Source organism: Klebsiella sp. PK01, from assembly GCF_057624675.1.
Genome location: NZ_JBYEZM010000001.1, coordinates 97360 through 123805 on the forward strand (window position 1 = coordinate 97360; position 26446 = coordinate 123805).

Here is a 26446-nt window from a genome sequence, read left to right on the forward strand (position 1 = left end):
CTGAGACGTTCCCGGCAGGCCGGGGCAGCCCGCATGGATGCGGGCTGAGGGCCGTGATTTGCAAGGACGCTGCCTCGGCCCGACCCGAAGCCTGCCGGGATAAGTCGAAGGTACCACGAAGTGGCGATTTTGGCGGCCAGAGCCCGGGAGTACAGAGGGCGGCGGCGACTGGCCGCCCTCTGTGCGCTCCCTGCGCCACGGAAAACATGTCGCAGAAAAATTAACCAGGAGCGCAAGATACTCTGGAGCGAAACGAGATAAACGCTTTTCTCAAGCTAAAAGGTTGCAAACCGATAACAGTATCTACGGTTCGTGCGACCTGCCGTTAATTTATTCACCACGCTGGATCCCCCGGTGGCGCTGCCGCTTACCGGGGCTACAGCGCTTTGCGATTTGGTAGCCCGGAGAAGGCGCAACGCGCCGCCTCCGGGAAAAAACCTAGCGACCAGCGCCCTCTGTGCCATGAGAGCCATAACGCAGAAGAAATATCGGGAGCGCAATGTGCTCTGAATTAACACAACGCATATGCTTTCCTGGACCAAACGATACGCTGCGTCTGCTGTAATTGATGAAATCCTTTAAACAGTTTACTGTTGCCCGCATAACTTTACGGCATAAAGCCCATTTTTCCGCCATACTGTCAATAATTGTTGACAGCTATCTTCACGTAAGCCCATATCTGTCCTATCATTCATCCGTCATTGGCCTTTTTAGGGTGAAAACTCCTATGCGTCTGGAAGTCTTTTGTCAGGACCGTCTTGGTCTGACCCGTGAATTACTCGATTTGCTGGTGCTGCGCGGTATTGACCTGCGCGGTATCGATATCGACCCGATTGGCCGAATCTACCTTAATTTCGCCGAGCTGGAGTTCGCTAGCTTCAGCAGTTTAATGGCGGAAATCCGCCGAATCTCCGGCGTAACCGATGTACGTACCGTGGCGTGGATGCCGTCAGAACGGGAACATCTGGCGCTGAGCGCGCTGCTGGTGGCAATGCCGGAACCGGTGCTGTCGCTGGATGCCAAAGGCAAAGTAGAGCTTGCCAACCCGGCCAGTTGCCAGCTGTTTGGTCAAACCCAGGCCCGATTACGCAGCCATCCGGTGGCGCAACTCATTACTGATTTCAACCTGCAGCGCTGGCTGGAAGGCAATCCGCTGGAGTCGCATACCGAGCATGTGGTCGTTAATGGCCAAAACTTTATGCTGGAAGTAACGCCGGTGTATCTGGAAGGTGAACACGCCGAACGTGTGCTAACCGGCGCCGTGGTGATGTTGCGCTCCACCGTACGTATGGGGCGTCAACTGCAAACGCTAACGACCCAGGATACCAGCGCCTTTAGCCAGATCCTCGCCGTTGGGCCGAAAATGCGCCACGTCGTTGAACAGGCCCGCAAGCTGGCGATGCTTAGCGCCCCGTTGCTGATTGTCGGCGATACCGGTACCGGTAAAGATTTGCTGGCCCATGCCTGCCATCTGGCCAGCCCGCGCGCCAGCAAACCGTATCTGGCGCTGAACTGCGGTTCGATTCCGGAAAACGCGGTGGAGAGCGAGCTGTTCGGCGATGCGTCGCAGGGGAAGAAAGGTTTCTTTGAGCAGGCCAACGGCGGCTCTGTGCTGCTGGATGAGATCGGCGAAATGTCGCCGGGCATGCAAACGAAGCTGTTGCGCTTTCTCAACGATGGCACTTTCCGTCGCGTCGGTGAAGATCACGAAGTGCATGTCGATGTCCGCGTTATCTGCGCGACGCAAAAAAATCTCGTCGAACTGGTGCAGAAAGGGCTGTTCCGCGAAGATCTTTATTATCGTCTGAATGTGTTGACGCTGAACCTGCCGCCGCTGCGTGATTGTCCGCAGGACATCATGCCGCTCACCGAACTGTTCGTCGCGCGCTTTGCCGATGAGCAGGGCATCCCGCGGCCCAAACTCTCTGCCGACCTTAATACCGTGTTGACCCGCTATAGCTGGCCGGGCAACGTGCGTCAGTTGAAAAACGCAGTGTACCGGGCGTTAACCCAGCTTGATGGCTTCGAACTGCGCCCGCAGGATATCCTGCTGCCAGATCACGATGTGTCGTCGCTGCCGGTTGGCGAAGAGGCGATGGAAGGATCGCTCGACGATATTACCCGCCGCTTTGAGCGTTCGGTATTGACGCAGTTGTATCGCAGTTTCCCCAGCACGCGTAAATTAGCCAAACGTCTCGGCGTTTCGCATACCGCGATTGCTAACAAGCTGCGTGAGTACGGTCTGAGCCAGAAGAAAGGCGACGAGTAAGTCACAGGTTGCGGCCGGCTCGGCGCGGCCGCAATTATCTGCGTTTTTTTAGCGATATTTCTGTATATACTTATTTTATTATTCTTTTTTCCGGGAAGGTGACGGTTGGTGCTGCAACGGGATTGGCCTCAGTGGATGATATTACTGGTACTCTCCGCCGTGCTCTCCTTTGTGCTGTTCCGCTTTCATCTCCCTGCCGCGCCGCTGCTTGGCCCACTGATCGCCGGAATAATCCTCAGCCTTCGCGGCGCCACGATTCGTCTCCCTCGTCCCTTCTTTATCGCCGCTCAGGCTATCATCGGCTGCATGATCGCCCGTGCGCTCACGCCGTCTATTTTCGGCGTTCTGGCCGCCAACTGGGCGCTGGTGTTGATTATCCTCTTTTCCACGCTAGCCATCAGCGCGCTGACCGGCTGGCTGCTGGTGCGCTACAGTTCGCTACCCGGGGCAACCGGCGCGTGGGGAAGCTCGCCGGGCGGCGCATCGGCGATGGTGGTGATGGCGCAGGAGTATGGCGCCGATGTTCGGCTGGTGGCTCTGATGCAGTATCTGCGGGTGCTCTTTGTGGTCGGCGCGGCGGTGATGGTGGTGCGTTTGGCGCTTGGCGGCGAGGCGCAGGAGATGACCCAGCATATCGTCTGGTTCCCGCCACTGACTTTTAATCTACCCTTAACGCTGCTATTGACCGCGGTCGCCGGTTGGTTGGGGTTACGTTTACGCATCCCGTCCGGGGCAATGTTATTACCGATGCTGGCCGGCGCGTTGGCGCAGGGCGAGGGCGTGCTGTTGCTGGAGCTACCGGAATGGTTACTGGTGCTGGCGTATACCGCGCTCGGCTGGACGGTTGGCCTGCAGTTTAATCGCGAGATTTTTCTGCTGGCGTTGAAGACGCTACCGCAAATCATCGCCGCCATCGTTGGCTTGATCGCGCTGTGCGCGCTGATGGCTTTTGCCTTAACGCACCTGCTGCCGCTGGATTTTCTCACCGCCTATCTAGCGACCAGCCCCGGCGGCCTGGATACGGTAGCGATAATCGCCGTCGGGACCCGGGCGGATATGTCTTTTATCATGGCGATGCAAACGCTGCGCCTGTTTACCATATTGCTCACCGGCCCGGCCACCGCGCGGTTGATTTCGCGCTATGCGCCGCGCAAAGAAAAAAGCCTCCGTTGAAGGAGGCTTATAACAGAAGGAGGGCGATTACGCTTTCAGCGCAGCCAGCGCCGCATCGTAATCCGGCTCTTCGGTGATTTCGTTAACCAGTTGGCTGTAAACCACCTGGTCGTTTTCATCGATAACGACGACTGCACGTGCTGCCAGACCAGCCAGCGGGCCTGCGGAGATAGCAACGCCATAATCTGCCAGGAACTGCGGCGCGCGCAGGGTGGACAGGGTGACCACATTGCTCAGGCCTTCTGCGCCGCAGAAACGGGACTGCGCGAACGGCAGGTCAGCGGAGATGCACAGCACCACGGTGTTGTTCAGCTCAGAAGCCAGTTGGTTGAATTTGCGAACCGATGCCGCGCAGACGCCGGTATCGATGCTTGGGAAAATATTCAGTACTTTACGTTTACCAGCGTATTGGCTCAGCGTGACGTCAGAGAGATCTTTGGCGACCAGCGTAAACGGCTGCGCCTTCGCGCCAGCCTGCGGAATGGAGCCCTGAACGGACACTGGGTTACCCTGGAAATGTACGGTTTGCGACATGGTTATCTTCCTGTTTACATATAGTTAACGTCGTAGTTAGTGTATGACATCAGCCAGCAACACGGCAAACTCTATTTAACATTTACCTAAGAGGCCCAGGGAATGCGCAACCTTCGAGTTTTTGAAGAATCATGGCCGCTACACACGCCGTTTGTTATTTCTCGCGGCAGCCGCAGCGAGGCCATAGTTGTCGTGGTGGAAATAGAAGAGGATGGGGTAAAAGGGGCCGGAGAATGTACGCCTTATCCGCGCTACGGTGAGAGCATCGCCTCGGTGATGGCGCAGATTATGGCAATCGGCGAGCAGCTTGAGCGCGGCGCTACTCGCGAGCAGGTGCAACAGCTACTGCCGGCAGGAGCCGCGCGCAACGCCGTCGACTGTGCGCTGTGGGATCTGGAGGCGCGCCGCGCGGGGAAAACGTTGCCGCAGCTGCTTGGCGTCAATCTGCCGCGCGAAGTGGTGACGGCGCAAACCGTGGTAATCGGCACGCCGGAACAGATGGCGGCCAGCGCCGCCGCGCTGTGGGAGAAAGGCGCGCGGCTGCTGAAGGTCAAGCTCGACGATCATTTGATTAGCGAGCGGCTGGTTGCTATTCGCGACGCGGTGCCGCAGGCGACCTTGATCGTGGATGCTAACGAAGCGTGGCGTGGCGAGGGTCTGGCGGCGCGCTGCCAGCTGCTGGCCGATCTTGGCGTGGCGATGCTGGAGCAGCCGTTGCCGGCCGGCGCGGATGAGGCGTTGGAAAACTTTATTCATCCGCTGCCGATCTGCGCCGATGAGAGCTGTCATACGCGGGAAAGCCTGCCGGCGCTGGCGGGCCGCTACGAAATGGTCAACATTAAGTTGGATAAAACCGGTGGTTTGACCGAGGCATTGCTATTGGCGCAGGAGGCTGAGCGGCTGGGCTATACGCGGATGCTGGGCTGTATGCTCTGCACTTCACGGGCTATTTCCGCCGCGCTGCCGCTGGCGCCGTTAGCCCGTTTCGCGGACCTTGATGGACCGACCTGGCTGGCGGTGGATGTCGAGCCGGCGCTGCAGTTCAGCACCGGCGTGCTTCATCTGTGAGTGTGCCAGTGCAGTAAATCGGTCATCGCCGCGAGGTACTTTTCTGTGGCCTCGTCGGCGGAGACCGGTGGGAATTCGGCGGTAATGCACGGCAGGCCGATATCGGCGCACCAGCTGCCGAAAGAGCCTGGCGTTTCGTAACCGACGCTGCCCACCAGCGGTAAATTAAAAGCCCCGGCGAGCCATTGTCCAAGCTCGCTGTGGCCGGGGTCTTCAATGCAGGCTAGCGGATCGTGGAAGGAGACCACCCACGCCGGGTGGATCTGGTGGATCAGCTGGCACAGCGCCTGGGTTTCGGGTTCCGAACCTGGCTTTTCACCGGTCAGCAGCACTACATCGCGCTCTTCCGCGGCGCTATTCCAGCGATACACCGTTTCTCCCGCCTTCCAGTTAGCGGCCGGAAAGTTACGGTTGAGATCGATGCCGCGGGCGTTGGCGCGTAGCCCTAACTGACAGCCATCGGGGTTGACTGTGAGAACGACGTGATGGCGACGCAGCTCCGGTTTTAGCGTGCGCAACGCGCAGGATAGGGTGACGATCGACGAGTTTTCGTCGCCGTGCGTGCCGGCGATAATCAGACCGCTGCGGCTATCGGCCAGCGGAGCGGGGAACCACAGCAGCGGCGCGCCGAGATGCGACTGGCCGTAGCGTTGCGTGCCTGGCGGGAAAGCGCCGCGCAAGGGGCGAGGGCGTGAAACGGGCATAGGGTATCCTGTCATCAGGTTATTGTTAGCAGTGTTGTAGAAAAGCGCCCCGGAATCAAATAGTTTCCATGGCTGGCGAAAAAACTCGTCATGTCAATTTTCTATCATAAGCCGTTTGCAATTTCAGCTGGGGAAACAAATAATTATCGCTCTGCCAGCACTGGTTTGTTCATTTAAAAGGGGATCTCATGAAGTATCCTGTCACATTGACATGCGGCGCGCTGTGGTTAGCCAGCGTTTCTTCTCTTACCTGGGCGGCTGACGTGCCTCCGGGAACCGTATTAGCTGAAAAACAGCAGATGGTACGCCATATCAAAGACGAGCCCGCTTCATTAGATCCCGCTAAAGCCGTCGGCCTGCCGGAAATTCAGGTTATCCGCGATCTGTTCGAAGGGCTGGTGAACCAGGATGCGAAGGGCAATATTATTCCTGGCGTGGCAACCCGCTGGCAGAGCAACGATAACCGCGTCTGGACCTTTACCCTGCGCGATAATGCGCGCTGGTCCGACGGCACTCCGGTGACGGCGCAGGATTTCGTCTATAGCTGGCAGCGGCTGGTCGATCCGAAAACCACCTCGCCATTTGCCTGGTTTGCCGCCTTAGCGGGTATCAGTAATGCGCAAAATATTATTGATGGTAAAGCGGCGCCAGACACCCTCGGGGTGACGGCGGTAGATGCCCACACGCTGCGCGTGCAGTTGGATAAACCGCTGCCGTGGTTCAGCAACCTGACCGCCAGCTTTGCGTTCTACCCGGTGCAGAAAGCTAACGTTGAAAGCGGCGCTAACTGGACGCGCCCGGGCAGCCTTATCGGCAACGGCGCCTATGTGCTGAAAGACCGGGTGGTGAATGAGAAACTGGTCGTCGTGCCGAATACACAGTACTGGGATAACGCCAAAACGGTGATTAAGCAGGTGACTTTCGTGCCGATTAACCAGGAATCCTCGGCGACCAAACGCTATCTGGCGGGGGATATTGATATCACCGAATCCTTCCCGAAAAATATGTATCAGAAGCTGCTGAAGGATATTCCCGGACAGGTCTACACGCCGCCGCAGTTAGGTACCTATTATTACGCCTTCAATACCCAGAAAGGGCCAACCGCCGATGAGCGCGTGCGCCTGGCGTTAAGCATGACTATCGACCGGCGGATTATGGCGGAGAAGATCCTCGGCACCGGCGAGAAACCGGCCTGGCGATTCACGCCAGATGTCACCGCAGGCTTTACCCCGCAGCCTTCGCAGTTTGAAAGTATGAGCCAGGCCGAGCTTAATGCCCAGGCTAAAGCGCTGCTATCGGCGGCAGGATATGGCCCGGACCGTCCGCTGAAGCTGACGCTGCTGTACAACACGTCGGAAAATCACCAAAAGATCGCCATCGCCGTGGCGTCAATGTGGAAGAAAAACCTCGGTGTCGACGTGAAACTGCAAAACCAGGAGTGGAAGACCTACATCGATAGTCGTAATACCGGTAATTTCGACGTTATCCGCGCGTCGTGGGTAGGGGACTACAACGAGCCGTCGACCTTCCTGTCGCTACTCACTTCTACTCATAGCGGTAATATCTCGCGGTTTAACGATCCGGCATACGATAAGATCCTCGCTCAGGCGGCGCAGGAAACCTCGGAAAAAGCGCGTAACGATGATTACAATGCGGCAGAGAAAATCATCATGGCCAAAGCGCCTATTGCGCCGATTTATCAGTATACCAATGGCCGCCTGATCAAGCCGTGGTTAAAAGGATACCCGATCACCAATCCGGAAGACGTGGCCTACAGCCGCACGATGTATATTGTGAAGCATTAATCGGTATTGGTTTCCTGATACCACAAGGTAACCACGTATAAACCCAGAGCTGGCGCGGCTTGCAGCGCCAGTTTCTCCTTCTGACCATCTCCCGCCGCAGATGAAAACATCACTTTTCTGACTCATAGTTATCCTGCCGTATTCGGTGGGATAACAAATCAATAAATATGTCACTAAAACTACGGCTTTCTGGTGCTGGCGCGAACTTGTAACGCTGAAGGTAATTCAATGAATTTATCCGTTGAATTACCCGCCAGGAGCTCCAGCAATGTCTGTCCTGCGAGGGTTCCCGTTTCACTCCAGGGAAATTCGACGGCAGTCAGCGCCGGTGAACAAACGGCGGCAAGAGTCCCCCCGCTCAGGCTTGCCAGTGCCAGAGAGTCGGGCACTTTTTGCCCCGCGCCATGGCAGGCCATAATGCAACCGCAGGCGATTTCATCGGATGTGCAAATCAGCGCATCCAGTTCGGGCCAGGTGATACGAATATCGCCGAGCAGGTTCAGGCCGGTCGTAATACCTGCCGCCAGGTGAGAGGTCACCACGCGATGCGGAGAGTGGTTAACGGAGAGCATCGCGCTGTTCCAGCCGCTCAGTACCTGGCGAAACATAATGTTATTGGAAGCCGTGCAAAGCAGGCCGATATTTTTATATCCGGCCTGTACAAGCGAGGTGACCAACTTTTTGATGGCTGCAGCATAGTCAACACCAATGCTAACCCAGCTCGCATCGCGATTGATGGCGCCAATCTCAACCACCGGCACGCCGGTATTACTTATCATTTGCGAACAACTGCTGATGTTATCAATATTGAATTGAACAATCGCAGCCGGGTTGTAAGCGAGCATTTGCGCAAAAGCTTTTTCTTCACTCTGTCCACCCTGGCCGGATTCGATAAACATCATGCTATAGCCCTGGGTCGCGAGCACAGTCTGCAGTGATTCGGAGACGGCAAGAAAGCCTGGGGAGGAAAAAGAGGGAACCACGCCCATCACCAGGCTAGAGTCAGCGGAGGCAAGGTTGCGGGCCTGCAGATTTGGCACATAGCCCAGTTCGCTTACCGCTGCTTCAATGCGTGTGCGCAGTTCAGGATTCACTTTTTCAGGCATCCGTAACGCGCGAGACACGGTCATTGTGCTAACGCCAACCAGTTTTGCTACTTCAGCGAGCGTAATTTTACCGGTATTTTTTCTGCGTTTTTCTCTCGCGCCATCGTCCGCTTCTAACGTCTGCACTGATTTCCTCCTTTCGCCTGACTGGGCAGCCATTGTAAATGATATTTAGCGCTTTGCGCATTGCCCAACAGCAAAGTAATGATAAGTATGGTTTATCAAGTTAGCGGTAACAATAATTTTAACATAGTTACTATGTTAGCGCTAACTTTGCGAGGGAGATCACGGTAAGCCGTAAAGGCATTCCACTATAGTAGGCGCACCTTCAACGCCATCGGGGTATTTATGATTACGACCTGGCTACCCACGGAAAATATCCAGATTGTAGATTCAATTAGTGACTGGAAACAGGCAATTACATTATCGGCCCAACCGTTATTGGCGAAAGAGGCGATTACTGAAAATTATATTCAGGCCATTTTTAACAGCCACCAAAAACTTGGTCCTTATTATGTTTTAGCGCCTGGTCTGGCGATGCCACATGCTCGCCCGGAGCAAGGGGCTATTAAAAACGGGCTATCGCTATTACATATTAAAAAAGGCGTTTCTTTTGATTCGGAAGATAATGACCCTATTTACGTCGTGATTATGCTGTGTGCGCTTTCGGGAGATGAACACATCAATATGATTACAGCACTGGCGGACATTTTTAGCGATGATGAACGACTCTCAGCACTGCTGAAAGCATCATCAATGAAAACAATTCAAGCCGTTATCAATGGATAATGAGGTAGAGATGAAAAAGATTCTGATTGTTTGCGGTAACGGTTTAGGTAGTAGCTTTATCGTTGAAATGAACGTAAAAAAAATTATTACAGAGCTAAATAAAGAAGCAGAGGTTTCCCATACCGATCTGACTTCAGCAAAAAGCGAAACTGCCGATATTATTCTTAGCGCCAGGGATATAGCTGAACATCTGTCCAGCCATTCTGCACAGGTTTTTGGTTTATCTAACCTGCTGGATAACAATAAAATCAAAGAAATTCTTTCCGAGAATCTCTGATTAATTATTTGCGGCCTTACGGAGTCATTCTATGCTGCAGTTTATTATTCATGATGTGTTGGGCACACCAGCAATACTGGTCGGTCTGTTTTCCCTGATCGGCTTATTATTGCAGAAAAAAGCAGTTTCCGATGTTATTTCCGGAACCCTCAAAACCATAATGGGTTTTGTGATATTAACATCCGGGGCGGCGATTGTCGCCACGACGTTAACGACGTTTAGCCAGCTGTTTGAGCACTCCTTCCATATTCAGGGTGTTGTCCCCAATACTGACGCCATGGCGGCGCTGGCGCAGAAAAACTATGGTACCGCGACAGCCATGATCATGGTGCTGGGGATGTTGTTTAACATTGTCCTTGCCCGAATTACGCCGCTGAAATACATCTTCCTGACGGGCCACCACACGCTGTATATGTCGGCGATGCTGGCCGTCATCCTCTCTGTCGGTGGTCTGTCACCGTTCTGGGTGGTACTGGTGGGGGCGGTGATCCTCGGCATCATGATGGTGGTCTCTCCGGCTATTCTGCAGCCATTTACCCGCAAAATTACCGGCACTGATGACCTTGCGCTGGGCCACTTTGGTTCAACCGGGTATCTGCTATCGGCGCTGGTGGGGAAGGCGATCGGTAAAGGCAGCCCGTCGATTGAAGAGCTAAAGGTGCCGAAAACGCTGAACTTCCTGCGTGACTCCTCGGTGGCCATCTCGCTGACGATGATGATTCTGTTCCTGATTCTGGTACTGGTCGCAGGTAAAGAGTTTGTTGAGACCAGCATCAGTGGTGGCCAGAACTTTATTATCTTCGCCATTATCCAATCGCTGACCTTCGCGGCAGGCGTGTGGATCATCCTTGCGGGTGTTCGCATGATTATTGCCGAAATTGTTCCGGCCTTTAAAGGCATCGCCGACAAGCTGGTGAAAGACGCGAAACCGGCGCTCGACTGTCCAACCGTTTTTCCGTTCGCCCCGAACGCGGTGATCGTCGGCTTCCTGTCAAGTTTTGCCGCTGGTCTGGTGAGTATGTTCCTGTGTCCGCTGCTTGGCCTGAGCGTCATTGTTCCCGGCCTGGTGCCGCACTTTTTCTGCGGCGCGACGGCGGGCGTTTACGGCAACATCTGCGGCGGTCGTCGCGGCGCGGTGGTGGGGGCATTCGCCCACGGTCTGTTGATTTCTTTTTTGCCCGCGATTTTGCTGCCCCTGATGGGCGACCTTGGCTTTGCATCCACCACCTTTGGCGATGCGGACTTTGGCGTTGTTGGCATCATTCTTGGGCATGTCGTGTCACTGTTTAACTAACTAATTTTAAAGAGGTGAGGTATGGCAGCTAAATTTTCGCCCTCGTTAATGTGTATGGATTTAACGCAATTCAGAGAGCAAATTACGGCAATGAACGGTCGGGCTGATTTTTATCACGTCGATATTATGGACGGTAACTATGTGAAGAATATTACGCTATCACCGTTTTTTATCGAAAACCTGAAAAAAATTACCGATGTGCCGATCGACGTACATCTAATGGTGAATCACCCGGAAGATATAATTCCAATGTGTATTGATGCCGGGGCCGATATTATCAGCTTCCACCCTGAGACGGCAAATAACAAAATATTCCGTCTGTTGAACCAGATTAAAGACGCTGGTCGTCGCTGCGGCGTGGTGTTGAACCCAGCGACTCCGGCGGAGGCTATTAAAGAGTATGCGCATCTGCTGGATAAAGTGACCGTCATGTCGGTTGACCCAGGCTACGCAGGTCAGAAGTTTATCCCGGAGTCGCTCAATAAAATTAAACAGCTGATCGCGATGCGCGAAGCGCATGGGTACCACTATCTGACCGAAATTGACGGCTCCTGTAACGAGAAAACTTTTAATGTTATCTCCCAATCGGGCGTTGACGTCTTTATTGTGGGAACCTCGGGCCTGTTCTCGCTGGCGGATAATGTCAGCGATGCATGGGATAAAATGGTCGATATCTATCAACGCGAAATCGCTGCCTGAAAATTGCAGCGCGCTCAGCCGTATTGAGCCATTGTGCGGTGCAAAGAGTCTATTTAACCGGTCTGTCTCTTTGCCTTCGCGTTAGATTTATATGGTTGAGAGCGCTGTAACCCTTTTTATATCTGGAGTTCGCTTGCGACGCCTCTTCGTACGCTTGTGGATGCTATCTATTATGCTGTCCGGCCCCGACGGGTTTGGCAGACTACGTGGTGGCAGAAGCTGGTATCGCTGATTACTGATGATTATTTATATTAACGAAGGTAACTTATGGATATTTCGAGTGTACTGAACGTAAAAAATATAAAATTGAACATGATGGCTAAGAGTAAAGAAGAAGCAATTGAAGAATTAGCTGACTTATTAGTACGTGATGGAGCTGTTATTAATAAAGATATTTTTTTGAAAGATGTTTGGTTACGTGAAGAACAGGGCTCCACTGGATTCGAAAATCATATAGCGATCCCGCATGGTAAATCCTCAGGCGTAGCCCGTACGGCATTGGCCATTGGACGAACCCAATATCATATCCCCTGGGAAACGATGGATGGTAGTGACGTTCGTTGTATTATTTTATTTGCTGTATGCCTGGTGGATCAAAATACCACCCACATCCGATTATTATCCCAGGTTTCAGGTTCACTTGCCGATGAAGAGATAGTAGAAAAATTGCTGATGGAAGATTCCCCTCAAAAAATTATTGATCTTTTAAATGCTGAAGGTGCCAGCGCTTAAATTAATTGTCAGATCTGCCATAGTATCTAAAAAACCATTCTGGAGAATAGTTATGAATATTGTTGGAATTACAGCCTGCACTGTAGGTATTGCACACACCTATATTGCGCAAAAGAAAATTGAAATAGCTGCAAAAAAGGCCGGTCACAATGTCAAAATCGAAACGCAAGGCACTATAGGTATTGAGAATGCCTTGACCGCTGAAGAAATTGCACAAGCCGACATTGTTCTGTTAGCCGCCGATGTTAAAGTTTACGGTGAAGAAAGGTTTGCCGGAAAGAAAGTCGTCAAAGTACCAACGGAAATGGCAGTTAAATCACCAAATAAGCTTATTGAAAAGCTTGGTGAATTAGTCAATTCATAACCCCTACCTATGCGTATCCTATATAAAATAAAGGGCGTAATTTATGAATATAAAAGAAATATGGAAAGCAGCAAACCCTAAAGGTCATCTGCTGACTGCCATCTCATTCTTGATTCCGATTGTCTGTGGCGCTGGGTTTATTATTGCCATCGGTATGGGTTTTGGCGGGACAGTTCAGGACACTTTAGTATCGGGTCAATTTGATCTGTGGCAGGCTTTCGCTACCATGGGAGCTAAGGCGCTCGGACTATTACCCGTCGTTATTGCTATCGGAATTTCCGGTTCGATCGCAGGTAAGCCCGGTATTGCCCCTGGTTTTGTTGTCGGTCTGGCCGCTAATGCTATTGGTGCGGGTTTTATCGGGGGAATGATCGGCGGCTACATTTCCGGGTATATTGCTCTTGCTATCATTAAAAATGTGAAGGTTCCTGGCTGGGCTCGGGGTTTAATGCCGACATTGATTGTGCCATTTTTTGCATCCATTTTCAGTGCTCTGCTCATGGTCTATATCATCGGCACGCCTATTGGTATTTTTACCGATGCACTCACATCGTTCCTGAGAAGTATGGGAACTTCATCTAATTTAGTGTTAGGTGCTGTTATTGGGGCGTTGTGTATCGTTGACTTTGGTGGGCCGATCAATAAAACGTGCTTTGCATTCGTCTTAACCCTCCAGGCACAGGGTATAAATGAGCCAGTTACGGCCCTTCAGTTAGTCAACACGGCAACACCTATCGGTTTTGGGCTTGCATTTTTTATCGCTAAGCTGCTTCGCAAAAATATCTATAATAACGAAGAAATCGAAATGTTGAAGTCAGCGGTTCCTATGGGGGTAGTGAATATTGTTGAAGGATCTATCCCTATAGTGATGAATGATATCGTTCGCGGTATTGCAGCAGCGGCAATCGGCGGTGCTTGTGGTGGTGCAATCACCATGGTGTATGGTGCGGATGCAACTGTACCTTTTGGCGGGGTATTAATGCTCCCAACAATGTCAAATCCCATGGCAGGTATTATGGCATTGATAGTTAATATATTAGTAACAGCAACCATTTATGCTGTCATCAAAAAAGATGTTCCTCGCGATGTTGTTATCAATAACGATCAAGAAGAGGAAGATATCAACTTCGATGATATTAAGATTAGTTAGATATATGCATAATGGCATGCCGTAACATGATGTGCGTTCACAATGTAATGTGATAATAGAATGTTATTATTATCGCGACATATATTATTTCTGCATTCTGTTCTAATCGCCACGAGTAAAAAATGGGTCGCCATGGTGGCCCATTTTTTACAGGCATGTTATCAGAGTTACTTAAAAAGACTATCTAATAATCAATTACGGCCCTGACGATTAACGTTGGGTGAAGAGCATGAGGGTAAATAGCAGCAATATTTTGTGGTTCAGTCTTAATCGTCGTTTCCATATCCGGCATTAATTCAATACGTTCGCCGCTCTGTAGCGTTGCGCCAATCAAACATGCCTGTATTTATGAATTCAATGCATAGGTCAAATCAGAAATGACAGACTAATCATGCTGGCATTCCGGTCCTAAAATGATGTTTTCACATGACGGGAGCCTTTTCATGGAATACACAGTTTTAAGTAACAACCTCAACATGCCGATGGTCGGTTTTGGCGTGTTTAAGGTTACCGATAAAGAAGAGTGTAAGCAGTCGGTATTAAGCGCTATTCGTACCGGTTATCGCCTGATTGATACCGCTGCCGTCTATGGCAATGAAGACGCCGTGGGCGAGGCGGTTCGTGAAGCTATCGCCGAAGGGCTGTGTACCCGTGAGGAATTATTTATTACCTCAAAACTGTGGGTTCAGGACATGGCCAACGGCGATATGGCCAAAGCCGGTATCGAGGCGTCACTGAAAAAATCGGGCCTGGATTACTTCGATCTCTATTTATTGCATCAGGCCATGGGCGATTATTTCAGCGCCTGGCGCGCGTTGGAACAGGCTTATGAAGCCGGTAAATTGAAAGCCATTGGCGTGTCCAACTTCTATGCGCATGTCTTGGCCAACTTTTGCGAAACCGTCAGAATTAAACCTATGGTCAATCAAGTCGAACTGCATCCTTACTTTGCGCAACCCGCAGCGCTGGAAACCATGAAGCATTATAACGTTCAGCCTGAAGCCTGGGCGCCGTTAGGCGGTGGCAGATATAAACCTTATGAAAATGCAATGCTTCAGGGGATTGCCGCCGCTCATCAAAAAACCATTGCTCAGGTTGTCCTGCGCTGGAACGTGCAGCGCGGTGTCACGGTGATTCCTAAATCCACTCGGCAGGAACGGATTGCAGAGAACTTTGCAATCTGGGATTTCTCACTGACTGACAGCGAAATGGCGCAAATCAGCGCACTGGATTTAGGCTATGTGGGTGAAGCGGTGAAACACTTTAATCCTGAATTTGTTCGCGGTTGTCTGGGGGTTAAAAAGCAGTAGAAAAGTCATAATGAGACGGTGGGGGAACCCACCGTCCTGATATAAACATTGCCAATCCACAGATCTTCGCTTTCATCTTACCGGGTTAACCTGCGCCAGGTTGACTATAAAAGATGTTCATCAAACTAATCAGCACGTAACTCGCCAGCCTCCCAGCTATAAACATCATCGCCAATTAATGAGTCGCCCAGTTCCTGATAATCGAAATGGTAAAACTCGGCGCTGACGTCATAACCGGAGTAGTCTACTGCAGCAAGACCTACAAATGCCCCGGTAAAGAAACCGCCATAGCTCTGCAGGACATAGTCATCAGAAAGAACAGCGGCATCTAATATCACCGGGATTTCAATAAACGCGATGCCGTCAAAACTATACTCATAGCTATAGGTCTGCTTCCTGACTTTCGTCCGTAACCATACGTATTCGACGTTTTCAGGAACCTTAATCGCATTATCTTTCAAATATGAAGTATATTTTCCACGGTTGTTTTCGGCGACCTCAATGACTCTACCGTTAATTTCATTCCAGGTGATAAAAGCAAAACTCCAGTGGCGATCGTTGTAGTAATTTGTTAACCCGGCCATTTGTTGGTAACTAAAGGGATTAAAGACTACTTTAACTTCAGCATTAAAGTAAAAGGCTTGCCAGCGGCGGGCAATCAACGACAGGTCATGGGTGTTCGCTAATGACCCCTGGCCGATTAAGGTTAGCTTTCCGTTGCCTGTGCTACCCATTTTTTCGCTAAAAGGTACCCGAAGGGTATTCCAGTTGAGATTGAGCGCTGGCGTTGTAAATTCATCATGTTGGCTGTTGTCTTTCGTGCTTTCGGTATAAATGGCGTCTTTTGGTCCCTCGACAAACGTTCTACCGCCGTGACCGCCTTCCACTCGTGGCCAGCCATCGTCATCCCAGTACACCTTTTGGATAGCCGTTTCCCGGCCAAGCGTGGACCAACCGCGTGGATCATAAATTGACTCACCAGGGCGATTCCATGGACGAGCGCACAGCGAAGCATAATACCACTCGCCTTCGGGCGTCGAAACCAAAGCCCCGTGTCCTTGTTTTTGGATATAGCTGTCAGGAGTATCAACGTTAGTTAAAAATACCTCCCCAGGCTCAGTTTCAAAGCTATCGGCGTTTAATGTCGTGGAACGCGCCACCACCTCCTGATGAGTAAATACCGTTCCCCCCTGAGCGGCAAAGAGATAGTAATAGCCGTGCAGTTTATAGAGATGCGGCCCCTCAACGAGCGCCACCGCGGTACCGCGATAAATGGTTCTTGCTGTTTCGGGCATCAGTTTTAGCGTTTTAGTATCGAGTTCAGTCAAGGTAATGCCGTCAAAAGGATGATTGTACTCTCGATGGTCCCACGTTTGCTGCACGATATATTTACGGCCATCATCATCATGAAAAAGTGAAGCATCAAAACCTACGCCATTAAGTTTGACCGGCGAACTCCACGGGCCGCGAATATCAGTTGCGGTGGTCAGGTAGTTTGTCATGTCTTTAAAGGCACCCTCGGTGACTTTCACATCGGTATACACTAACCAGAATTTGCCATCCGCATAAGAGAGCGCCGGAGCCCAGATGCCGCCTGAAGACGGATTGCCTTTCATATCTAAAAGAGTAGTGGTCGACAATGGTGACGGCAGCAGATTCCAGTGCTGCAAATCCTTTGACTCATGCAAACGGACGCCGGGAAACCATTCAAACGTCGAGTTGGCTATATAGTAGGTGTCCTCAACACGGATAATGCTGGGGTCGGCATTAAAGCCACGCAAAATAGGGTTTTGGATAAGAGACATATCATTATACCTTTATAAATTTAATCGTATTGGTTTTACACCCGAATCTCATCAAGTTGGCGGTTAATGTCGCTGACGTGTTTGTCTGAGATAGGATAAATTTGCATGATGATCATCGAGACAATCGCTAAGGCGATGGGGATCCAGACCGCTGTCATCATGATCCCGTCGATAGCGCTCGCGCTTTGTTGCGCGCCGGTTTCATTAAAACCATAGACGGCCAGCAACCACAGAGGAATAGCGCCCCCGATGGTAAAGCCAATCTTGAAAAAGAGTCCCATAATCGCGTTGATGATTGCCGCATTTCGCTTACCAGACTTTAATTCGCCATAGGCAATCACTTCAGGTACCAGTGCCCACATAAATCCGGTGGCTGAGGTTAAGCCCCACTGTTTAATAAATGTGGCGATATAAGCAAGCCACAGCGCATCGTGCATACCTTCCCGTGACCAGACATACGTTAATAACTCACCGACAATAAACATCCCCAGGAAAATGTGGAAGAAGCCTTTCTTACCAAAAATTTTCTTAAGTTTTGGCCAAAAAATAGGGAACGCAATACCCGGTATTGAGGCGACCAGACCGACGGCGCCCATCCACTCAGAGTGACCAACCACATACTGATTGAAAAAGCCATTTACCGTGTTCATAAAGAACATAAAGGTAAAGGCCAGCATGAAAAATAGTCCAAGAATGACAAGAGGACGGTTATTTTTGAGCTCAAGGAACAGATCGGTTGTTTTGACATTCGCCGTCTGTTCTGCGGTTGCAACGACGCGTTCTTTGGTGAATTTATAACAAATAAAAAGTGCCACCGCGCCTAATAACATATAAACGGAGTAGACGCCAAACCAGGCGTAATTCGCTGATGGGTCGGTATAGTTACCAAGGTTGAGTTCAATGCCAAAAAAACCAGTATCCTTGAGGCTACGATCTTTTGGTGAAGCCATTTGTACGAACATCGGAAACAGGGTATAGACCAAAAGGTTGGCGCTATTAGCCAGCATCATTCGCGTACTGGTTAATTTATCAATGGATTCGGGATCTCTGGTTAGCGAGGCATTAAGAGAACCGTAAGGAATATTGACCAGGGAATAGACTAAATCCAGCGCTAAATAGATGATAAAAGCAAACGGTACGGAGCCTCTGACGCCCGGAATGGGGGCAAAAAGCAAAGCGGAAAGGAGCACTAGCGGCACTCCGGCTCTTAATAGCCAGGGACGATATTTCCCTGCCGCGGAGGTCCTTTTGTCCACATAGGTTCCAACCATCGGATCCCAAAAAACATTGATGATTCGGACAAAAAGAAAAATGAACCCCGCAGTGGCTGTACTGATCGTATTTACCGTCAACATATGTAGAGCAAGAAAGCCGCCGATCGTGCCGAAAACCAGGTTTTGCGCAAAATCGCCCATACCGTAGCCAATACGTTCCCCGCGAGTTAATTTATGATATTCATCATTGCGATTTTGCATTATGTTTTTACTCATTCTGAGCAGACTCCGGTTTGTTGTGTGAATGTGAAACACTTTCTGACACAAAAGATCGCGAAGAATCTATTACGTTTTTAAATTAATTAATTATGTTTTTTTACTTCTGTGATCCTCAAAGCAAAGGCCGTTTGGCATTATCTCTGTACTCTATATGGATTTTATGATGTTGAATATATGAAAGTGATATTTGCGAGATGGCTCACATTTGAGTGTTTTCTCAATCGCTGAGTGAAATAACGTAATTGAGCAACCGGTTTATAGAATACAGGATGTGTCATAGTTGTTACATTTCTTACATCCACCAATATTGGAGTGTTCATGCAATCTTAGGTCAAGTGCAGCGCGATTAATGGTTTTGTTCACCATACAATGAAATTCATCTGGCAAGTCTCTGCGGCGTTGCTTGTTTTAGCGCTAATCATTAATTTAATTGTGGGAAAGGAGAACGTTATTCGTATAAAACCTCTGTAGTCGAACAAAATAAAAATTAAATTGTTCTCACAGTAGCAACATATTCTGCGTGGCCAGAGTCAGATTGTTATTGCCTGAATAAAATTAACCTCTATTGAGATAATGATGACAATGATAAGAAAGCTTCCATTAACTATGGCGGTCATCGCCGTGTTTTCTCCGCTTACCTCTGTAACAGCCCAAGAATTTACCCAGGAGCAGATCGACGCCATCGTCGCGAAAGCTGTCGATAAAGCGCTGGCCGACCGCCAGGCCAAAATCGACGCCGCGGCTAATAAGAAGGTCGATGTTATAACCAACCCGCAAACCACCGCGGCTTCGCCGGATCTGGCGATCCCTTTCGGCCTGAAATTTAGCGGTTACGCCCGCTATGGCGCCCACTTCCAGACCGGCGACCAGAAATATGTCGGCGTCGACGGCTCCTATAACGGCGCCTCAGCGATCGGTCGTCTCGGTAACGAAAGCAACGGTGGGGAATTCCAGATCAGCAAAGCGTTCAAAAGCGCGCAGGGGGCTATCTGGGATCTCAACGTCATGTTTGACCACTGGAGCGACGAGGTTAACCTGAAAAAAGCCTACGTCGGCGTCACCAACGTCCTCGAATCTAACCCCAACGCCTATATCTGGGCCGGCCGCGACTTCCACCAGCGCCCGCAACAGGGGATCAACGACTACTTCTGGATGAACCACGACGGCCAGGGCGCCGGGGTGAAGAACTTCGATATCGGCGGCGTGCAGTTCGACGTGGCGACAGTGACGCAGGTGAAATCCTGTAGCCCGGAAGTGATGGCCGACGAGACCAACCCGTCGCGGATCACCTGTACCGGCAGCTCCGATACCGGCGATAACGGCCACTACGCGCTGACCACTAAAACCCACAACATCAAGGCCGGGCCGATCGACGTCGAGGTATATGCCAACTACGGCTTTGACTCAAAAGCGGTGGACAGCGACGCGCGCCTCGATGCCTGGCAGGGCGGGCTGGTGCTGAGCCATAGCAACGACAGCGGGGTGAACAAAGTTATTCTGCGTTACTCCGACAACTCGGATAACAGCGTCTATAACAAGACCGACGACCTGACCACGGTCTATGCCAGCTTCGAGGGCAGCCATAAATTCACTCAGCAGGCGCAGATCGAGTATCTGCTGGCCTTCCACGATTACGACAACGGCAAGGACAATACCGATAACCGTAAAAACTACGGTGCGATCGTCCGGCCGATGTACTTCTGGAACGACGTGCACTCGACCTGGCTGGAAGCGGGCTACCAGCGCGTTGACTACGACCAGGGCGGGGATAACCACGGCTGGAAGCTGACGCTGTCGCAGAACATCGCCATCGGCATGGGGCCGGAGTTCCGCCCGATGCTGCGCTTCTATGTTACCGGCGGCCAGGTGGATAACGAGCACACCGCGAAGGTCAACGACACCAGCGACGAGCGGCTGGATTCGCTGAACATCGGCGGTATGTTTGAGGCCTGGTTCTGAGAGAATGTTTTTTACGGGAATACCAGACTGGCCTACGCCAGTCTGGTAGTTTTTGACACCCAGAATGCTATTTTATTAACGTCTCTATTAATAGTTCCTTTTAATAATTCATTTATTAAAAGGAATGAGTTTATTTCGACGCTGAAAGTTGAATTTATCACATTTAAATAGTTTCCATCTGTGATTGAGTGAATTATATATTGGTTATCGTGTTGAGATTGCATAAGTTATTGGTTGAAATGATTGCTTGCCGGCGATATTGATCTATGCCAATTAAATGACTTGTTATCTCTGGATCTTCGTATCTGCTGGTTGATATATTGCCCTGATTTCTTTAAACATAACGTTGTGAATAAAACGAAATTTACTCCACAATCATTCCTTAAGGAAAAGGGACCGCTATGGCTGATTCATTCCAGAATGAGGTGCCGAAGGCACGTATTAATTTAAAATTATCCTTACATACCGGGGGGGCGCAGAAGAAGGTTGAACTACCGCTTAAATTGCTCACCGTTGGTGATTTCAGTAATGGAAAAGAGTATCGACCATTGGCCGAGCGCCAGAAAATAGATATCAATAAGAATAATTTTAATAGTGTGCTTTCTGAATTTAACCCAGAGATCAATCTCACCGTTGAGAATACGCTGGCTGGGGATAACTCAGAAGACAATGTTAAACTGCGTTTTTCCGATATAAAAGACTTTGAGCCCGAACAGGTTGCCCGGCAAATCCCTCAACTCCGCGCCATGCTGGCGATGCGTAATTTATTACGCGATCTCAAATCGAACCTGCTTGATAACGCTACTTTCAGAAAAGAGCTTGAGAGAATCCTTAAAGATCCAGCTCTGTCCAGCGAATTACGCGCCGAAATGAGTGCCCTTGCCGGGAAGTAAACGGCGGTCATCTCTTTTAATGGATTAACCGGGAATATGCTGATGTCTGTAAATACTGAAACGAACCCCGCACAGGGGCAAACTGCCGTAATGAACAAAGAAAGCGTTTACGCTTCTCTGTTTGAAAAAATCAATCTGAGCCCGGCATCAAGCCTTGGCGATATTAATGTCTTTCTGGACGACACGGCGCTATCAGAGGCCACGGCGGGGGAACGCCTGACCGCGGCGATGCAGGTTTTTATGGACTGCATTCGTCAATCCGGCCAGCAGGTGGAGAAACTCGATAAAACGCTTATTGACCACCACATCGCGGACCTGGATTTTCGTATAAGCCGTCAACTTGATGCTGTTATGCATCACCCGGAGTTCCAGAAGGTGGAATCTCTGTGGCGCGGCCTGAAGCAACTGGTAGATAACACCGACTATCGCCAGAACGTGAAAACCGAAATCCTCGATGTGTCCAAAGACGATTTACGTCAGGATTTTGAAGATGCGCCAGAGGTGATACAGAGCGGCCTGTACTGGCATACTTACACCGCCGAATACGACACCCCCGGCGGCGAGCCGATAGGATCGGTAATATCGGCGTACGAGTTTGACGCCAGCCCGCAGGACATGGCGCTGTTGCGTAATATTTCGAAAGTCTCCGCTGCGGCGCATATGCCATTTATCGGCGCCGTAGGGCCGAAATTTTTCCTCAAGGATTCAATGGAAGAAGTCGCGGCAATTAAAGATATCGGCAACTATTTCGATCGCGCTGAGTACATTAAATGGAAATCGTTCCGCGATACCGATGACTCGCGCTATATCGGCCTGGTCATGCCGCGGGTATTGGGCCGTCTGCCGTATGGGCCGGACACGGTTCCGGTGCGCAGCTTTAACTACATTGAGCAGGTAAAGGGGCCGGATCACGAAAAGTATCTGTGGACCAGCGCGTCATTCGCCTTCGCCTCGAACATGGTACGCAGCTTTATTCAAAACGGCTGGTGCGTGCAAATCCGTGGCCCGCAGGCGGGCGGCGCGGTGAAAGATCTTCCCATCCACCTCTATGATCTCGGCACAGGAAATCAGGTGAAAATCCCTTCCGAGGTGATGATCCCGGAAACCCGTGAGTTCGAATTCGCCAATCTGGGCTTTATTCCGCTGTCTTATTATAAGAACCGTGACTATGCCTGCTTCTTCTCAGCTAACTCAACTCAGAAACCCGCGCTGTACGACACCGCGGATGCGACAGCCAATAGCCGTATCAACGCCCGCCTGCCGTACATCTTCCTGCTATCGCGCATCGCCCACTACCTGAAACTGATCCAACGCGAGAACATCGGCACCACCAAAGATCGCCGCCTGCTTGAGCTGGAGCTCAATACCTGGGTTCGTGGCCTGGTTACGGAAATGACCGATCCGGGCGACGAGCTGCAGGCCTCACATCCGCTGCGTGATGCGAAAGTGGTAGTGGAAGATATCGAGGATAACCCTGGCTTCTTCCGCGTCAAGCTGTTCGCGGTGCCGCACTTCCAGGTGGAAGGCATGGACGTCAATTTGTCTCTGGTTAGCCAGATGCCGAAGGCGAAAGGGTAACACGCCTGTCACTATCCAAGTCGTCTGGCTCGACAGGCTACAGCCTGTCTTGCGACAGACAACACACCCGCGCCATCTCAGGATGATGGCGTGTTAAAAAATGAAATGGAGTAATTAACATGGCAATACCAGTCTATTTATGGTTGAAAGACGACGGCGGGGCGGACATTAAAGGTTCCGTAGATGTGAAAGATCGTGAAGGCAGCATCGAAGTAGTGGCGCAGGAGCATAACCTGTACATCCCGACCGACAACAACACCGGAAAGCTAACCGGCACGCGTATCCACACGCCGTTTCTGTTTACCAAGGAAATCGACTCCTCAAGCCCCTATCTCTACAAGGCGGTGACTACCGGCCAGACGCTGAAGTCTGCCGAATTCAAGTGGTACAAAATCAATGATGCTGGTCAGGAAGTGGAATATTTCAACACCAAACTGGAAAACGTGAAAGTGGTGAAGGTCAATCCGCTGATGCACGACATCAAGAACCCAGCCTACGAGAAGCACAGCCATCTTGAGCAGATTGAACTGCGCTACGAAAAAATCACCTGGACCTATAAAGACGGCAACATCATTCATTCCGATTCATGGAATGAACGAACGACAGCCTGACGCCCGAAGCAGGCGGTTCGCCGTCTGCTTTTTTGCTAAGCGCCAGTGACCGTTGGCTTTTAGCAAAAATAATCAGCCTGCCCGACCTTGTGCGCTTTGGTCTCCTGCATCACGGGAAACGGCGATGGGCGGTAGCGTGTCCGGAATCGACAAAGAGAGAGCCTCATGGAAAACCCAGCCATTCTGTTACGCCGTTTAAACCCTTATTGCGCCCGCGCCCTGGAAGGCGCCGCTTCGTTGTGCCAGGCCCGCGCGCATGCGCAAATCCTTCCCGAACACTGGCTGCTAAAACTATTGGAGCAGGGCGAGGGAGACCTGACCGTATTAGCGCGGCGTTATGAGTGGGATATGGACGCTATCTGGCAGGATCTGCTCTCTTTTCTGGAAACGCTTCCGCGCTCGGTACACAGCCGGCCGCAGCTGTCCGGCAGCATCCAGAGCCTGATGCAGGAGGCGTGGTTAAGGGCTTCACTGGCGGGCGAGACCTCTCTACGCAGTGTTCATCTACTGATGGCGTTAGTCAGCAACCCAACGCGGGTGCGCTGTGACAGTCTGTGGCCGCTGTTAACGTTGGGACAAGCGCAGCTTGAACACCTGCGACCACTATTAGATATGCAGTCTGATGAGCGCCCGGAATTACAGCCAGATGAACCAGGCCACGTTGGCGATGTGGAGTTTGTCGGCCGCCCCGTGGAATCGGCCGTGAAGTCCGCTGAGATGACCCCTGCGTTACAGAACGCGCTGGACAAATTTACCCTTGATATCACTGCTCGCGCCCGCGAAGGCAAAATCGACCCGGTCTTTGGTCGCGATAACGAAATTCGTCAAATGGTGGATATCCTGTCGCGCAGGCGAAAAAACAACCCAATCCTGGTTGGCGAACCCGGAGTCGGCAAAACTGCGCTGGTCGAAGGGCTGGCGTTGCGTATCGCGGAGGGCAACGTGCCGGACAGTCTGAAGCCGGTTTCATTGCGTACGTTGGATCTCGGCTTACTGCAGGCCGGCGCAGGCGTTAAAGGGGAATTCGAACAGCGGCTTAAGAACATTATCGAAGCGGTACAGCAGTCGCCTGTTCCGGTGCTGCTGTTTATCGATGAAGCTCATACTATCATCGGCGCAGGCAACCAGGCCGGTGGCGCGGATGCCGCTAATTTGCTCAAACCGGCCCTGGCGCGCGGCGAACTGCGAACTATCGCCGCCACGACCTGGAGTGAGTATAAGCAGTACTTCGAGCGTGATGCCGCGCTGGAGCGCCGCTTCCAGATGGTCAAAGTCGACGAACCGGACGATGACACCGCCTGTCTGATGCTACGCGGGCTAAAATCTCGCTATGCTCAGCATCACGGGGTACATATCACCGATGAAGCCATTCGCGCTGCCGTGACACTTTCCCGACGCTATCTCACCGGCCGCCAGTTGCCAGATAAAGCGGTGGACCTACTGGATACCGCATCGGCCCGCATTCGCATGGGAATCGATACGGTGCCGGAATTGTTGACGCGTATGAAAGCGCAAATCACGGCGCTGGAAATGGAAAAACAGGCGTTGCTGGAAGATGCCATGGTCGGTAGCGGTAGCGACGAAGCGCGGCTGGCGGCAATTGAGCTGGAAGAATCGCGTATTATTTTACAGCTTGGTGATCTGGAAACGCAGTACGGCCTGGAACTGAAGCTGACCGAGCAACTGCTGAGCTGCCGAGCCGATCCTTCCCGCCGCAAGGAGATCGGCGCATTACAGAGCCAACTTGCCAGCGTCCAGAATAACCATCCGTTGCTGGGGCTGGATGTCGATTTACGTACCGTAGCAACGGTGATTGCCGACTGGACCGGGGTACCGCTCTCTTCATTGCTGAAGGACGAGCAGACGGAACTGCTGAGTCTCGAATCTCATTTGGATAAACGAGTGGTGGGGCAGGATATGGCGCTAAACGCCATTGCCAAGAGACTGCGGGCGACCAAAACCGGGCTTGCACCGGATAACGGCCCGCAGGGCGTATTTCTGCTTGTCGGTCCGAGCGGCACTGGAAAAACGGAAACCGCGCTGGCGCTGGCTGATGAGCTGTTCGGTGGTGAGAGATCGCTGATTACCATCAACCTTTCCGAATATCAGGAGCCGCATACGGTGTCCCAACTGAAAGGTTCGCCTCCCGGTTATGTCGGCTACGGTCAAGGGGGGATTCTCACCGAAGCGGTACGCAAACGCCCGTACAGCGTGGTACTGCTTGATGAAGTGGAAAAAGCGCATCGTGATGTGATGAATGTGTTCTACCAGGTGTTCGACCGTGGCTTTATGCGCGATGGCGAGGGACGCGAAATCGACTTTCGCAATACGGTGATCCTGATGACCTCAAACCTCGGCAGCGATCGGCTGATGCAGAGGCTGGAGGAGCGGCCGGAAGCGACAGAATCCGATTTACATGACCTGTTGCGCCCGGTGCTGCGAGAACATTTTCAACCAGCGCTGCTCGCGCGTTTCCAGACCATTATTTACCGTCCGCTCAGCCAGCTGGCGATGCGCAAAATTGTCAACATGAAACTCAACCAGGTTAGCCAGCGTTTGTATCGTCACTACGGTATGACAACCGATATTGCCGAAGGCTTGTACGACGCGTTGACGGACGCCTGCCTGTTGCCGGATACCGGCGCACGTAACATTGACAGCCTGCTTAATCAACAAATTCTACCGGTGCTGAGTCAGCAACTGTTGAGCCATCTGGCGGCAGGGTTGAAGCCGCAGAGCCTTTCTCTGGATGTCGATGAAGAAGGCGACGTGGTCATGGAATTTAGCCACTCCTGATGAGAATTTCTTAGCGTCAACCCCATCCCGGTACAGG

Annotated in this window: 22 protein-coding genes and 1 pseudogene; 17 read left to right on the forward strand and 6 right to left on the reverse strand. The window is 51.5% G+C overall.

The features are described from left to right. Positions 1–727: 727 nt before the first annotated feature. Both tyrR and AC22LX_RS00465 read left to right on the forward strand, forming a co-directional pair. Positions 728–2269, forward strand: a complete 1542-nt coding sequence (tyrR, locus tag AC22LX_RS00460) for a transcriptional regulator TyrR (protein WP_045393099.1) — start codon at positions 728–730, stop codon at positions 2267–2269. A 135-nt stretch (positions 2270–2404) separates the two neighbouring features. Next, a complete protein-coding gene (locus AC22LX_RS00465) occupies positions 2405–3442 on the forward strand; it encodes an AbrB family transcriptional regulator (protein ID WP_049061618.1) in 1038 nt (345 codons plus the stop codon). Between the two features lie 27 nt (positions 3443–3469). Here AC22LX_RS00465 and tpx read toward each other — a convergent pair whose 3' ends face one another. After that, positions 3470–3976 (reverse strand): thiol peroxidase, encoded by a 507-nt coding sequence (gene tpx / locus AC22LX_RS00470; protein ID WP_015366280.1) that lies wholly within the window; start codon positions 3974–3976, stop codon positions 3470–3472. Between the two features lie 102 nt (positions 3977–4078). Between tpx and ycjG the strand changes: the two genes are divergently transcribed. Beyond that, positions 4079–5044 (forward strand): L-Ala-D/L-Glu epimerase, encoded by a 966-nt coding sequence (gene ycjG, locus AC22LX_RS00475; RefSeq protein ID WP_049059485.1) that lies wholly within the window; start codon positions 4079–4081, stop codon positions 5042–5044. On the opposite strand, the gene mpaA is transcribed toward ycjG, so the two are convergent. After that, positions 5035–5748, reverse strand: a complete 714-nt coding sequence (gene mpaA / locus AC22LX_RS00480) for a murein tripeptide amidase MpaA (protein WP_015366282.1) — start codon at positions 5746–5748, stop codon at positions 5035–5037. The genes ycjG and mpaA overlap by 10 nt on opposite strands. A gap of 188 nt (positions 5749–5936) precedes the next feature. Here mpaA and AC22LX_RS00485 point away from each other — a divergent pair, with 188 nt between their 5' ends. Continuing rightward, positions 5937–7553 (forward strand): peptide ABC transporter substrate-binding protein, encoded by a 1617-nt coding sequence (locus AC22LX_RS00485; protein WP_487333658.1) that lies wholly within the window; start codon positions 5937–5939, stop codon positions 7551–7553. A gap of 179 nt (positions 7554–7732) precedes the next feature. Here AC22LX_RS00485 and AC22LX_RS00490 read toward each other — a convergent pair whose 3' ends face one another. Next, positions 7733–8785 (reverse strand): LacI family DNA-binding transcriptional regulator, encoded by a 1053-nt coding sequence (locus tag AC22LX_RS00490; RefSeq protein ID WP_080941126.1) that lies wholly within the window; start codon positions 8783–8785, stop codon positions 7733–7735. A gap of 222 nt (positions 8786–9007) precedes the next feature. Here AC22LX_RS00490 and AC22LX_RS00495 point away from each other — a divergent pair, with 222 nt between their 5' ends. From AC22LX_RS00495 to AC22LX_RS00525, 7 genes are all read left to right on the forward strand, one after another. After that, positions 9008–9448 (forward strand): PTS sugar transporter subunit IIA, encoded by a 441-nt coding sequence (locus tag AC22LX_RS00495; RefSeq protein ID WP_045393081.1) that lies wholly within the window; start codon positions 9008–9010, stop codon positions 9446–9448. 10 nt (positions 9449–9458) lie between these two features. Then, positions 9459–9725: a PTS sugar transporter subunit IIB gene (locus AC22LX_RS00500; RefSeq protein ID WP_045393078.1), complete on the forward strand. Its 267-nt coding sequence runs from the start codon at positions 9459–9461 to the stop codon at positions 9723–9725. A gap of 31 nt (positions 9726–9756) precedes the next feature. Further along, on the forward strand, positions 9757–11019 hold the full coding sequence (gene ulaA / locus AC22LX_RS00505) for a PTS ascorbate transporter subunit IIC (RefSeq protein WP_015366288.1): 1263 nt from the start codon (positions 9757–9759) through the stop codon (positions 11017–11019). A gap of 21 nt (positions 11020–11040) precedes the next feature. After that, the gene (alsE, locus tag AC22LX_RS00510; protein ID WP_047067025.1) at positions 11041–11718 is read left to right on the forward strand and encodes a D-allulose 6-phosphate 3-epimerase; all 678 of its coding nucleotides are present in this window, start codon (positions 11041–11043) and stop codon (positions 11716–11718) included. 267 nt (positions 11719–11985) lie between these two features. Further along, positions 11986–12450, forward strand: coding sequence for a PTS sugar transporter subunit IIA (locus AC22LX_RS00515; RefSeq protein ID WP_045393072.1), 465 nt, complete (start codon positions 11986–11988; stop codon positions 12448–12450). A gap of 52 nt (positions 12451–12502) precedes the next feature. Further along, the gene (locus AC22LX_RS00520; protein ID WP_063447157.1) at positions 12503–12814 is read left to right on the forward strand and encodes a PTS fructose transporter subunit IIB; all 312 of its coding nucleotides are present in this window, start codon (positions 12503–12505) and stop codon (positions 12812–12814) included. Between the two features lie 43 nt (positions 12815–12857). After that, entirely contained in the window at positions 12858–13964 is a 1107-nt protein-coding gene (locus AC22LX_RS00525) for a PTS fructose transporter subunit IIC (protein WP_015366291.1), read from the forward strand. 184 nt (positions 13965–14148) lie between these two features. Here the strand turns inward: AC22LX_RS00525 and AC22LX_RS00530 are convergent. After that, positions 14149–14298: pseudogene (locus AC22LX_RS00530) on the reverse strand (LysR family transcriptional regulator); the annotation flags it as partial. 109 nt (positions 14299–14407) lie between these two features. Between AC22LX_RS00530 and AC22LX_RS00535 the strand changes: the two are divergent. Then, positions 14408–15274, forward strand: a complete 867-nt coding sequence (locus tag AC22LX_RS00535; RefSeq protein WP_213293144.1) for an aldo/keto reductase — start codon at positions 14408–14410, stop codon at positions 15272–15274. A gap of 125 nt (positions 15275–15399) precedes the next feature. On the opposite strand, the gene AC22LX_RS00540 is transcribed toward AC22LX_RS00535, so the two are convergent. After that, positions 15400–17079: a glycoside hydrolase family 43 protein gene (locus tag AC22LX_RS00540; protein ID WP_045393066.1), complete on the reverse strand. Its 1680-nt coding sequence runs from the start codon at positions 17077–17079 to the stop codon at positions 15400–15402. A 35-nt stretch (positions 17080–17114) separates the two neighbouring features. Next, a complete protein-coding gene (locus AC22LX_RS00545; RefSeq protein WP_163310967.1) occupies positions 17115–18554 on the reverse strand; it encodes an MFS transporter in 1440 nt (479 codons plus the stop codon). Between the two features lie 594 nt (positions 18555–19148). Here AC22LX_RS00545 and AC22LX_RS00550 point away from each other — a divergent pair. The 5 genes from AC22LX_RS00550 (at position 19149) to tssH (ending at position 26409) form a co-directional block, all read left to right on the forward strand. Then, the gene (locus tag AC22LX_RS00550; protein ID WP_487333659.1) at positions 19149–20531 is read left to right on the forward strand and encodes a carbohydrate porin; all 1383 of its coding nucleotides are present in this window, start codon (positions 19149–19151) and stop codon (positions 20529–20531) included. 401 nt (positions 20532–20932) lie between these two features. Next, complete coding sequence (tssB, locus tag AC22LX_RS00555) at positions 20933–21424, forward strand: type VI secretion system contractile sheath small subunit (protein WP_049060966.1); 492 nt, start codon at positions 20933–20935, stop codon at positions 21422–21424. Between the two features lie 42 nt (positions 21425–21466). Next, positions 21467–23002: a type VI secretion system contractile sheath large subunit gene (gene tssC / locus AC22LX_RS00560; protein ID WP_045398057.1), complete on the forward strand. Its 1536-nt coding sequence runs from the start codon at positions 21467–21469 to the stop codon at positions 23000–23002. A gap of 119 nt (positions 23003–23121) precedes the next feature. Then, positions 23122–23613 carry a type VI secretion system effector Hcp gene (hcp, locus tag AC22LX_RS00565; protein ID WP_015366299.1) on the forward strand — a complete coding sequence of 164 codons (492 nt, stop codon included), beginning with the start codon at positions 23122–23124 and terminating at the stop codon, positions 23611–23613. 165 nt (positions 23614–23778) lie between these two features. Then, positions 23779–26409 (forward strand): type VI secretion system ATPase TssH, encoded by a 2631-nt coding sequence (tssH, locus tag AC22LX_RS00570; protein ID WP_063447851.1) that lies wholly within the window; start codon positions 23779–23781, stop codon positions 26407–26409. The last annotated feature ends 37 nt before the right edge of the window (positions 26410–26446 follow it).